This is a genomic window from Clostridium sp. MCC345, assembly GCF_018785345.1.
GTDB lineage: Bacteria > Bacillota > Clostridia > Lachnospirales > Anaerotignaceae > Anaerotignum_A > Anaerotignum_A faecicola.
Window position 1 is genome coordinate 145,164 of sequence record NZ_WQPP01000017.1, and the last position, 11,863, is coordinate 157,026.

11 protein-coding genes and 2 other annotated features are annotated in these 11,863 nt (G+C 50.3%); of the genes, 4 read left to right on the forward strand and 7 right to left on the reverse strand.

The genetic code is table 11. The annotated features are described in order from the left end of the window. Window positions 1-81 precede the first annotated feature (81 nt). Both pheS and GPK49_RS04830 read right to left on the reverse strand, forming a co-directional pair. Window positions 82-1,101: a phenylalanine--tRNA ligase subunit alpha gene (gene pheS, locus GPK49_RS04825; RefSeq protein ID WP_016408368.1), complete on the reverse strand. Its 1,020-nt coding sequence runs from the start codon at window positions 1,099-1,101 to the stop codon at window positions 82-84. 84 nt (window positions 1,102-1,185) lie between these two features. Next, window positions 1,186-1,408, reverse strand: a binding site (T-box leader). A 65-nt stretch (window positions 1,409-1,473) separates the two neighbouring features. Beyond that, window positions 1,474-2,793 (reverse strand): AAA family ATPase, encoded by a 1,320-nt coding sequence (locus GPK49_RS04830; RefSeq protein WP_016408367.1) that lies wholly within the window; start codon window positions 2,791-2,793, stop codon window positions 1,474-1,476. A 191-nt stretch (window positions 2,794-2,984) separates the two neighbouring features. Here GPK49_RS04830 and GPK49_RS04835 point away from each other — a divergent pair, with 191 nt between their 5' ends. Continuing rightward, window positions 2,985-4,307, forward strand: coding sequence for a sodium-dependent transporter (locus GPK49_RS04835; protein WP_215676913.1), 1,323 nt, complete (start codon window positions 2,985-2,987; stop codon window positions 4,305-4,307). Window positions 4,308-4,349: 42 nt separating this feature from the next. Here GPK49_RS04835 and queA read toward each other — a convergent pair whose 3' ends face one another. Genes queA through GPK49_RS04860 form a run of 5 tightly spaced genes read right to left on the reverse strand, consistent with a single transcriptional unit; the run spans window position 4,350 to window position 7,817 of the window. After that, complete coding sequence (gene queA, locus GPK49_RS04840) at window positions 4,350-5,387, reverse strand: tRNA preQ1(34) S-adenosylmethionine ribosyltransferase-isomerase QueA (RefSeq protein WP_215676914.1); 1,038 nt, start codon at window positions 5,385-5,387, stop codon at window positions 4,350-4,352. Window positions 5,388-5,399: 12 nt separating this feature from the next. Then, entirely contained in the window at window positions 5,400-5,669 is a 270-nt protein-coding gene (locus tag GPK49_RS04845) for a hypothetical protein (RefSeq protein ID WP_016408364.1), read from the reverse strand. 12 nt (window positions 5,670-5,681) lie between these two features. Continuing rightward, a complete protein-coding gene (locus GPK49_RS04850; protein WP_215676915.1) occupies window positions 5,682-5,984 on the reverse strand; it encodes a hypothetical protein in 303 nt (100 codons plus the stop codon). Between the two features lie 2 nt (window positions 5,985-5,986). Further along, a complete protein-coding gene (locus tag GPK49_RS04855; protein ID WP_215676916.1) occupies window positions 5,987-6,247 on the reverse strand; it encodes a hypothetical protein in 261 nt (86 codons plus the stop codon). A gap of 4 nt (window positions 6,248-6,251) precedes the next feature. Then, window positions 6,252-7,817, reverse strand: coding sequence for a SpoIID/LytB domain-containing protein (locus GPK49_RS04860; protein WP_215676917.1), 1,566 nt, complete (start codon window positions 7,815-7,817; stop codon window positions 6,252-6,254). 194 nt (window positions 7,818-8,011) lie between these two features. After that, window positions 8,012-8,268: a binding site (T-box leader), on the forward strand. Window positions 8,269-8,387: 119 nt separating this feature from the next. Between GPK49_RS04860 and leuA the strand changes: the two genes are divergently transcribed. Genes leuA through leuD form a run of 3 tightly spaced genes read left to right on the forward strand, consistent with a single transcriptional unit; the run spans window position 8,388 to window position 11,860 of the window. Further along, a complete protein-coding gene (gene leuA / locus GPK49_RS04865; protein ID WP_118580416.1) occupies window positions 8,388-10,043 on the forward strand; it encodes a 2-isopropylmalate synthase in 1,656 nt (551 codons plus the stop codon). 45 nt (window positions 10,044-10,088) lie between these two features. After that, a complete protein-coding gene (leuC, locus tag GPK49_RS04870) occupies window positions 10,089-11,363 on the forward strand; it encodes a 3-isopropylmalate dehydratase large subunit (protein ID WP_215676918.1) in 1,275 nt (424 codons plus the stop codon). Continuing rightward, a complete protein-coding gene (leuD, locus tag GPK49_RS04875; protein ID WP_215676919.1) occupies window positions 11,363-11,860 on the forward strand; it encodes a 3-isopropylmalate dehydratase small subunit in 498 nt (165 codons plus the stop codon). Before leuC ends, leuD begins: the two co-directional genes overlap by 1 nt. The last annotated feature ends 3 nt before the right edge of the window (window positions 11,861-11,863 follow it).

The window sequence follows — 11,863 nt, forward strand, 5'->3', positions numbered from 1 at the left end:
CAGATGCGGCGGTTGCCCGAAGGGCAAGGTTTGCGAAGCAAAGCCTGCTTGAACCAACGCCCCGCAATCTTTTGCAGTCTATTAGAACTGCTTCAGGAATTTCGCATCGTTTTCAAACAGCAAGCGCAGGTCTGTAATGCCGTATCTCTGCATAGCTACACGCTCCAGACCCATACCAAATGCAAAGCCGCTGTATTCCTCAGGATCAATGCCGCTCATTTTCAGCACCTTGGGGTGAACCATGCCGCAGCCCAGCAGCTCAATGTAGCCCTCGCCCTTGCACACACGGCAACCCTCGCCGCCGCAAGCAAAGCAGGTTACGTCCATTTCCGCACTGGGTTCTGTGAAGGGGAAATGATGGGGACGGAAACGAACCTTTGTATCCTCACCGAACAGCTCCTTCGCAAACACTGCCAATGCACCCTTCAAATCGCCCATAGTTACGTTCTTATCAATCACCATGCCTTCCAGCTGATGGAATACAGGGGAGTGGGTTGCATCCACCTCATCGGAACGATATACCGCACCGGGGCAAACCATACGGATAGGTAGCTTGCCCTTCTCCATGGTACGCACCTGCACGGGAGAGGTCTGTGTACGCAGCAGAATATCCCCATTAATATAGAAGGTATCCTGTTCATCCTTTGCAGGATGGTTTGCAGGAATATTCAGCGCCTCAAAGTTATAGTAGTCCTTTTCCACCTCAGGGCCGTCTGCCACCTCGTAGCCCATGCCCTTGAAAATATCGCAGATTTCGTCGATCACAATGCTCATGGGGTGCTTATGCCCTTCGGGTCTTTCCTTCCCCGGCATGGTTACGTCGATTTTTTCTGCCTCCAGTCTGTGCGCCAGTTCTGCCGCCTCCAGACGTTTCTTGCTTTCCTCCAGCATTTTTTCAATGCTCTGTCTTACTTCATTCGCCATCTGCCCGATGACAGGTCTTTCCTCTGCGGAAAGCTTGCCCATTTCCTTCAGAATGGCAGTCAGCTCGCCCTTCTTACCCAGAAATTTCACCTTTAAATCATCTACATCCTTGATCTCTCTTGCATCCTGGAATGCGCTCAGCGCTTTTTGCTGGATTTGTTTCAGCTTATCCTTCATTTTTGCTTTCTCCTCTCTTTTGCAAGGTTTTTTCAGATTTTTACGGGGTGGGGCACACCCAAAAAAGAAAAAGCCTCCGTCACACAAAGGGACGAAGGCTCGCGGTACCACCCAAATTCCTGCTATCACAGGCACTCTGATGCGTAACGAGCATGAAACGGGCTTTCCTACTTCTCTGTTCAGAAAGCCGACTCCGATGGGAACTTCCGCAGCTTCACAGGCTAAGGGCTCTTTCAGCTCAGGTTTCCCCGAAAGCCCTCTCTCTGGAGATGGTTCACTGCGTACTTTTCATCTTCACAGTCATTCAAATCATAATAAATTTATTTTAACATATCAAATCGGAAAGTCAAGAAATTTCCAAGAAAAATCCTGTTACTCCCCCTTCAGCCGCCTCAGATGCTCCTTCATGCGCCGCTCCACGCCATTCTCTGTCATCGCATAATATACCGTGCCAACCAATTCATCCGGCAGATATTGCTGCTTCACATAATGTCCGGGGTAATCATGTGCGTATTTGTAGCCTACGCCATGCTCCAGCTCCTTCGCACCGCTGTAATGGCTGTCCTTCAGATGCGGTGGAACGGTACGAATCCGAATATTGCGTACATCACTCAGCGCCTTGTCAATCCCAAGATAGGCGGCATTACTTTTCGGCGCACAGGCAACGTATGTCACCGCCTGCGCCAAGGGAATCCGCCCCTCCGGCATCCCGATAAAATTGACCGCCTGCATGGCAGAAACCGCTACCTGCAACGCGTGCGGATCTGCATTGCCCACATCCTCCGATGCACAGATGACAACTCGCCGCGCAATAAATTTCGGGTCTTCCCCTGCATAAATCATTTTCGCCAGATAATACAAAGCCGCATCGGGGTCAGAGCCGCGCATGCTCTTGATGAACGCGGAAATCGTATCATAATGGTTGTCCCCATCCTTATCATAATTCAGCGCGCGCTTCTGGATGCACTCCTGCGCCTCCTCCAAGGTGATGTGAATCGTTTTGTCCGCCTGTGGCTCCGTTGTCAGCACTGCCAGTTCTAAAGCGTTGAGCGCGGCTCTCGCGTCTCCGTTTGCCGTATTTGCAAGAAAATCCATCGCGTCCGCATCCATCCTCGCATGATAGATACCCATGCCGTTTTTCTCATCCGTCAATGCCCGCTCCAGCAGTCTTTTGATGTCCTTGTCCTCAAGCTGCCGCAGCTCAAAGACAATCGAGCGGGAAACCAGCGCCTTGTTCACCTCAAAATAAGGGTTTTCCGTTGTCGCCCCAATCAGAATCAGCGTGCCGTCCTCCACATGCGGCAGAAGGGCATCCTGCTGGCTTTTGTTGAACCTGTGAATCTCGTCAATAAACAAAATCGTCTTTTTGCCGTACATCCCAAGCTCCGCCTTGGCATCCTCCACCGTTTCCTTAATCTCCTTTATGCCTGCCGTTGTCGCGTTAATCTGGCAGAATTTGCTTTTCGTGGTGTTGGCAATGATTTTCGCCAGAGTGGTCTTGCCTGTCCCCGGCGGGCCATAAAAAATAACAGAGCTGAGCCTGTCGCTCTGAATGGCTCTGTAAAGCAGCTTGCCCTTCCCGACAATATGCTCCTGCCCGACAAAATCCTCCAGACAGCTTGGGCGCATCCTTGCCGCAAGCGGTGCCTCCTTGCCGCCCTGCAGGCTGCGGTTATATTCAAATAAGTCCATTTTTCTCACCGACTTTCCCTAAACACTCCTTCTATTTTATAGTAGATTTCCCTTTATTTCAAGGAAAAGAATCTGCTCTCTGTTCCTCAAAAAAATCATCCGATTCTGTACAATTTTCCGTTTTATTCTGTCCTTCTCCCGAAAAAAATGGTATACTACACAGGCATTTATCATTTATAAAGGAGAAACTTATGAAAAAACGTGATTCTTTTACCAACAGGCTCGGCTTCATCCTTGCCTGTGTGGGTTCCGCGGTCGGCATGGGCAATCTTTGGATGTTCCCGACAAGGGTCTCCCTTTACGGCGGCGGTTCCTTTCTGATTCCTTATTTTATCTTTGTTGTGCTGATTGGCGCAACAGGTGTCATCGGGGAAATGGCATTCGGGCGTGCGGCACGCTCCGGCCCTGTCAATGCCTTCGGCATGGCTCTGGAAAGCCGCGGCAAGCGCAAGCTGGGGGAGGCACTGGGGCTGATTCCCATGGTCGGCGCATTGGCAATGGCAATCGGCTACACCGTTGTCATGGGCTGGATTTTGAAATACGCCGTCGGCACATTTACCGGCGCAACCCTTGCCCCGGCGGATGTTGATTCCTATGCGGCGGCATTCGGCGGCATGGCAAGCGCCTTCGGCAATAACGGGTGGCAGATTGCGGCACTGCTCCTCTGCATCCTGATTATGATGATGGGCATTGGGCAGGGCATCGAAAAAGCAAATAAAATCATGATGCCGCTGTTTTTCCTGCTGTTTGTCGGGCTTGCTGTCTATATTGCATTACAGCCCGGTGCAGTGGCAGGCTATCGCTATATCTTTCGCGTAGACCCTGTCGCGCTGAAAAGCCCTATGACATGGATTTACGCCCTCGGACAGGCATTCTTCTCCCTCTCCATCGCAGGCAACGGCACCATCATCTATGGCTCCTATCTCTCCGATGAAGAAAATATTCCTGCCTCTGCGGCGCGCGTTGCCTTCTTTGATACCTTGGCGGCATGCCTTGCGGCACTGGTCATCATTCCTGCCATGGCAACCACAGGCTCTCAGCTGGATCAGGGCGGCCCGGGGCTGATGTTCATCTTCCTGCCGAATCTGTTCCACAGCATGCCCGGCGGCTCTCTGTTCGCCATCATTTTCTTTGTGGCAGTGCTGTTCGCAGGGATGACCTCTCTCCTCAATCTGTATGAAACGCCCATCGCAACCCTACAGGAAAAATTCAACTTTGCCCGCGTGCCTGCCTGCCTTACCATCGGCATCATTGGCATCGTTGTTTCCATCTGTATCCAGGGCATTGTTTCCGGTTGGATGGATGTGCTGTCCATTTATATCTGCCCCCTCGGCGCAGGTCTGGCGGCAATCATGTTCTTCTGGTTCTGCAAGCGTGAATTTGTGGAAGCGGAGGTCAATAAGGGACGGGATAAGCCCCTGTTCCCTTGGTTCTATCCGCTCTGTAAATATGTCCTCTGCCCCGTCTGCGTTCTGGTGCTGATTCTCGGCGCACTGAACGGCGGCATCGGCTAAGCAAAAGAAAAAGCCTTACTTACAGTAAGGCTTTTTTATTGCTCATTTTTCTTTTGCAAGAAACAGACACGCATCCCCGAAGCTAAAGAACCGATACCGCTCCTTTACCGCCTCGGCGTAGCTTTCCATAACCAAATCCTTCCCCATCAGCGCAGAAACCAGCATAATCAGCGTAGATTCCGGCAGATGGAAATTTGTCACAAGGCAATCCACCGCCTTGAAGGTGTATCCGGGATAAATGAAAATCTTCGTCCAGCCGCTTTTGGGCTGAATCACGCCGTTTTCATCCGTTACGGATTCCAGTGTTCTTGTGCTTGTTGTGCCAACCGCAATGATGCGGCCGCCGTTTTTCTTCGTTTCATTCATAATCGCCGCCTGCTCCGGCTCTACCACATAATACTCAGAGTGCATTTCATGCTCCAGCACATCCTCCACCTTCACGGGGCGAAAGGTGCCCAGACCAACATGCAGGGTAACATGGGCAATCCTTACCCCCATGTCTTCAATTTCCTTTAATAATTCCGGCGTAAAATGCAGACCTGCCGTGGGTGCCGCCGCAGAGCCCTCATGCTCCGCATAAACCGTCTGATAGCGGTTTTTATCCTCTAATTTATGGGTGATATAAGGGGGCAGGGGCATTTCTCCCAGCTCCTCCAGAATATTTTCAAACACACCCGTATATTCAAATTTGATAATACGATTGCCGCCTTCGATGACCTCTAAAACCTCCGCAATCAGCTTGCCGCCGCCAAAGGAAATCCTGTCACCGGGGCGCGCTTTTTTCCCCGGGCGCACCAGAACCTCCCATGTATCTATATCCCTTCTCACCAGCAAAAGAATCTCCATCGCCGCGCCTGTGCCGACTCTTTCGCCGTATAATCTGGCAGGCAAAACCTTGGTATTGTTGATAACCAGACAGTCCCCTGCGCGCAGATACTCCTTAATATCCCGAAAATGCCGATGCTCACGCTTTCCGCTGTCCTTATGCACCACCATCAGACGGCTGGATGCTCTGTCCGCAAGCGGCTCCTGCGCAATCAATTCTTCAGGCAGGTCAAAGTAAAAATCACTTGTTTTCATTTCTGTTCCTCTTTATCTTCTCAACATATAATCCGCCGCATATTTCTCACCGAAAATCCTCAGCATTTCCTTACGGTACATCCGCGTGGAATCATCGGGCAGATAATCAAACCCTTCTATATCATAATCATGCAGCACATAGCGTTCCTCCATATCCTGCGAATTGATAACCACCTCAGGGTCTGTCACCTTGCGGAAAATGCTCACAATTTCGCAGTCGGGGTCGGAAATGACACGCATAATCTGCAAAATTTCATCATCCTTGAGTCTTTTTACATACATATCCGTTCCCCCTTAATATTCCATCAGATATTTTACAACATACGGCTCGCCGAACCATTCATACATCATTTTTCTGTAAATATAATCGGAGCCTGCCCCTGCGCGATTCTTTCCTCTGATGAAATAATCATGCAGCTGATAGGTTTCAATATCCTCCTGAAATTTCGCCGTTACCTCCGGCACAGCGGAAACCGCAACCGCATCCTCAAAGCTTTTATCGTAGGTACGGATTTTCAGAATCGTCAGTGCGCCGTCATCGGAAATGACATTCATCACCCTTCTGATTTGTTCCTCCGTCAGCTTTTCACAAAACATTTTTATGCCTCCTTTGCCCAATCGGCTGCTATTTTCTCCCAAAGCTGCTCCTTCCCGACACCGCAGAGTGTCTCTCTGATTGCCGCTTCGCTTGCCGCAATCCTGCGGTGCATGCCGCCGCAGCGCAGTCCCTCATCCAGAAACAGCCAAAGCCCATCCCCTGCCGTTTCCCCTGTCAGGTTCGTTTCGGAAAAAACAACCGTATTGCCGTTTTCATCCTGCCAGCCCGTTCGGGAAAGCAGGAAGGCTCTGAATTCCTTCATAATATCAGCCCTCAATCGTAATGCCTGTATAATAATGGCACAAAATTTCCTTATAATCATAGCCCATCTGCGCCATGCCCTGTGCGCCCTTCTGGCTCAAGCCGACACCATGACCGCTGCCGCTGCCGGAAAATACGAATTTTCCATTTGCAACGGTGCTGATGCTCACGTTGTAAACCGTATAGGCTCCGTTATCGGTATTCTGCGCAGGCTGTGCTGCATCCACATCAACGGAAAGCTTTTTCCCATTCAGATAGGAAAGCGCACCCTCTGTTTTTGCAACAATGCCCTGCCTTGCCGCCGCAGAAAGCAGACCGCCCTTCGCACTTGTGCTCGTGCCACCCGTTACCGTGCCGCCCTTGCCGTTAATCGTAAACATCTTGCTCGGCAGTGTGCCGCAGGCAGAGGAAAAATAGGTCCGAATGGTTTCCTTCGTCAGCGTTTTTGTGCCGCTTGTTCCGACGATTTGCAGCTCCTGCACTCGCCCGCCTGTGGAAAGCTTCGTAATCACAATATCCTTCGCTGTGCCGATATTCTCACCCTTCGCCTGCAAAAGCGCAGTCAGCTCATCCAGTGTCAAAGTCTTTGTCCAGCTGTTATCGCCATATTCCCCCGGTTCGGGAACCGCACGCAGATACGGCACCGCCGCATTCCATACGTTTTCACTGCTTTCGGTATAGCCGCCTGTAGATGCGGAGAACACCGCTTCAATCGGGCTGCCGTTGTAGCAGGCAACCTCGCCTGCCGTTGCATCTACCGCCGCTGTGGTGGCATCCGCCTCATTGCTGTAGCCCTTATAAACCTGACAGGCTGTGGTGTCGCAAAGCTGATAGCCGCTGCCCGTATGCGCGCCCAGCTTCGTCATGGCATAGGTGCGCGCCGCAACCGCCTGCGCCTTCAGCGCTTCTGCATCATAGCTTTTCGGCATTTCGGAAGGCACCACGCCGTAGAGATATTCCTCTAAGCCAATGATATTCACGCCCGTCATGCTGCTGCCATTCACGGAAAACGTCAGCATTCCGCGATAGGGCATGCTGTTGAGCTTAAAGGTATCTGCCACATTGCCGCCCATCATGACGGCATTCTCCGGCACAAGCACAGGGGCTTCGCCGCCCGTAATCGCAACGCCCTCAAAGGAAACGCGGCTTGCATTTTCATCTGCCGCAGCCTCCACAGCGGAAACAGAGGCATCCTTCACATAGACCGTCCAGTCCCCTCCGCTCAGGTACGCCGCATAGGTGTCCAATCCGCTTTTTTTCATGTCATTTGCCATGTCCAATGCGTCCGCACAGTCCATCGTTTTGTCCACTGCGATATAGTCCCCCACGGCAGGCCTTGCCGTAAACAGACCGCTTGAGGTAATCACGCCGCCCCTTTGAAAGCCATCGCCCTTCTGCATGCCAATCTGCAATTCCCACACACCGATGCTTGCGGATGCCACGTTTTTACAAACCGATTCCAGCCCGACACGCACCGTATCGGGTACTGTATATGCCATTGCTTCTACGGGTGCCGCACTCAAAAGCATGGCACACGCCAGAATCGAAGCAATTTTCTTTTTTCCCTTCATATCTATCCCTCCTCATGATTTTTGGAGCTGTTTCATTCTTTTATATGCTATCGTTTCATTATAGCACAACTTTCTTCTTTCTTACAGGGGAAATTCCGATTTCTTGTTTTTATATGAATACAAAAAACTTTCAAATTTTGTATTGACAAAAAAGCAATTTGGTGTTTAAATTGTATTCATTCCAATACAACACAACAAACACAGGGAAGAGGAGTAGTAAAACCTTTGGATGTTTTCAGAGAGTCTGCGGCTGGTGCGAGCAGATAACGGAAGAATGTTTGAACTGGCCTCGGAGTGGTTCGCTGAACTGAGAGCAAGTAGGCGCAACCGGCGAGTCGGCCGTTATACCGACAGGATATTGGTTCTTACAGCCTGTATCTGGGAAAGTGTATTCCTTTTCGGGAATAAAAAAGAGTGGTACCGCGGAGATTTCTGGTCTTTCGTCTCTTAATGAGGGAGATGAAGGGCTTTTTCTTTTGCTCATCGCTCATTCTAACCACGCATACAAACGAACCAAAGATAAAATCAAACAAAAAACACACACAGAATTTTAAGGAGGAACTACCAATGATGAACTACACAAAATACAGACCCTACCCCACAATGGACATGCCCAACCGCAAATGGCCCAACAACACCATCACAAAAGCACCCGTATGGTGCAGCGTTGACATGAGAGACGGCAACCAGTCCTTGGAAATCCCCATGAACCTGCCCGAAAAACTGAAATTCTTCCAGTTTCTGGTGGATACAGGGTTTAAGGAAATCGAAATCGGCTTCCCTGCGGCAAGCGATACCGAATTTGAATTTGCAAGATGCCTGATTGACAACAACCTGATTCCCGATGATGTTACCGTACAGGTGCTGACACAGAGCAGACCCCACATCATCCATAAAACCTTCGAAGCATTGAAGGGTGCAAAAAAAGCAATCGTACATCTGTATAACTCCACCTCCACCCTGCAAAGAGATGTTGTTTTCGGCAATTCCATGCAGGAAACCATTGATCTGGCAGTTGCAGGCGCAAAGCAGATTAAGGAAGAAGCAGCAGCTATCCCCGAAACGGAGTTTTTCTTTGAATATTCTCCCGAAAGCTTCACAGGCACAGAAATGCCCTTTGCCGTAGAAATCTGCAATGCGGTTCTGGATGTCTGGGAGCCCACACCCGACCACAAGGCAATCATCAACCTGCCCTCTACCGTAGAAATGGCGACACCCAATATCTACGCCGACCAGATTGAATACTGCTGTGAAAACCTGAAATACAGAAACAGCATTTACGTCAGCCTGCATGCACACAACGACCGCGGCACAGCCGTAGCGGCAACCGAGCTGGCTATGCTGGCAGGGGCTGACCGTGTGGAAGGCACACTGTTCGGCAACGGCGAAAGAACCGGCAACACAGACATCATGAATGTAGCCATGAACATCTTCTCTCAGGGCATTGACCCCGAACTGGATTTCAGCCATATTGATGAAGCCGTAAAGATTTACGAGGAATCCACAAGAATGAGCATTTCCCCCAGACACCCCTATGCAGGCTCTCTGGTTTATACAGCCTTCTCCGGTTCTCATCAGGATGCCATCAGAAAGGGTATGGAAGCAATGAAGCAGCATCCCGACCACTGGGAGGTTCCTTATCTGCCCATCGACCCTATGGATGTCGGCAGAAACTACGACCCCATCGTTCGTATCAACAGCCAGAGCGGCAAGGGCGGCGTTGCCTTCGTTCTGGAACAGAATTTCGGTCTGTATCTGCCCAAGGCCTTCCAGCAGGATTTCAGCACTGTTACCACAAGCATGAGCGACAGACAGCATAAGGATCTGACACCTGCTGATATCTACGAAGCATTCATCGACCATTATGTAGACGGCAGAGCCCCTCTGGAGCTGGTTACTTATAAGGAAATCGTTCTGAAAAACCACGAGGACGTTGCCATTGAGGCAGAATGTAACTTCAACGGCAAGCCCCTTACCTTGAAAGGCACCGGCAACGGCATTATTTCCGCTCTTTGCCATGCCATCGAAGACTACTTCCATATCGTGATGGAGGTTGTGGACTACAGAGAACATTCCATGTCCCACGGCACAAAATCCCGTGCAATCTCCTACATCCAGATTGCCGATAACGAAGGCGGCATATATTTCGGCGCAGGCACATCCAGCAATATCACAAAATCCGGTCTGCGTGCGGTAGTGAGCACAACAAACAAGATTATCAGATAAGAAAAGAGCAAGAGAGTACAAAAGAAATTTTTGGAGGATAGCATCATGGGAATGACAATGACACAAAAGATTCTTGCAGCCCATGCGGGGGAAGCAAGCGTAAAAGCCGGACAGCTGATTCAGGCAAAATTGGATATTGTTATGGGCAACGACATCACAACCGCCGTTGCTTTGAAGGAATTTCAGAAAACAGGCGCAAAGGAGGTTTTTGATAAGGATAAGGTGGTTATCGTTCTGGATCACTTTACCCCCAACAAGGACATCAAGGCGGCAGAGCAGTGCAAGGCCTGCCGTACCTTTGCTTATGATATGGAAGTGAAGAACTTCTTCGACGTTGGACAGATGGGCATTGAGCACGCCCTTCTGCCCGAAAAAGGGATTGTTGTTCCCGGTCAGGTTATCATCGGCGCGGATTCCCATACCTGTACCTACGGCGCATTGGGTGCGTTCTCCACGGGCATCGGCAGCACCGATATGGCAATCGGCATGGCAACCGGCGAAGCATGGTTCAAGGTGCCCAGTGCCATCAAATTCGTGCTGACAGGCAAGCCTGCAAAATGGGTCAGCGGCAAGGATATCATTCTGCACATCATTGGCATGATCGGTGTGGACGGCGCACTGTACCGCAGCATGGAATTTGTCGGTGACGGAATTCAGTATCTGACGATGGATGACCGCTTCTCCATGGCGAATATGGCGATTGAAGCCGGTGCGAAAAACGGCATCTTCCCCGTGGATGAAAAAACAATGGAATATGTAAAGGAACATTCCGCAAAAGAGCCTGTTGTTTACGAGGCAGACCCCGATGCGGAATATGACGAGGTTTATACGATTGATTTAAGCAAATTAAGACCGACCGTTGCCTTCCCTCATCTGCCCGAAAACACAAAAACGATTGACGAAGCAGGCGAGATTGCCATCGATCAGGTTGTAATCGGTTCCTGCACCAACGGCAGACTGAACGATATGAAGATTGCGGCAGAAATTCTCAGAGGAAAACAGGTACACCCCAAGGTGCGCACCATCGTTATCCCTGCCACACAGCAGATTTATCTGGACTGCATCCGTCTTGGCTATGTAGAGGATATCGTAAAAGCAGGCGCAATTTTCAGCACCCCTACCTGCGGTCCCTGCCTTGGCGGGCACATGGGGATTCTGGCAGCAGGCGAACGCTGCGTATCCACAACGAACAGAAACTTTGTCGGCAGAATGGGTCATACAGAAAGTGAAGTGTATCTGGCAAGCCCCGCAGTTGCAGCAGCATCTGCCATCGCAGGCTATATTGCAGACCCCGAAAAGATTGCAGGAGGGATGGAATAATGGAAACAGCAAAAGGGAAAGTCTTTAAATACGGGGATAACGTCGATACAGACGTTATCATCCCCGCAAGATATCTGAACGTATCCAGCGGCGAGGAGCTGGCAAAATACTGCATGATTGATATTGATGCGGATTTCGTAAACAATGTAAAGGAAGGCGACATTATCGTAGCCACAAAGAATTTCGGCTGTGGCTCCTCTCGTGAGCATGCCCCTCTGGCAATCAAATGTGCAGGCATTTCCTGTGTCATTGCCTCCACCTTCGCCAGAATTTTCTACCGCAATGCCATCAATATCGGCTTGCCGATTCTGGAATGTGAGGAAGCCGCACATGATATTGATGCAGGCGATACCGTATCTGTTGATTTCAACACAGGCGTGATTACAAACGAAACAAAGGGCAAAACCTATCAGGCTGAGCCGTTCCCTGCATTCATGCAGAGGATTATGGCTGCGGGCGGTCTGGTAACATATACAAAGGAAAAAATCGAAGGTTAAGGT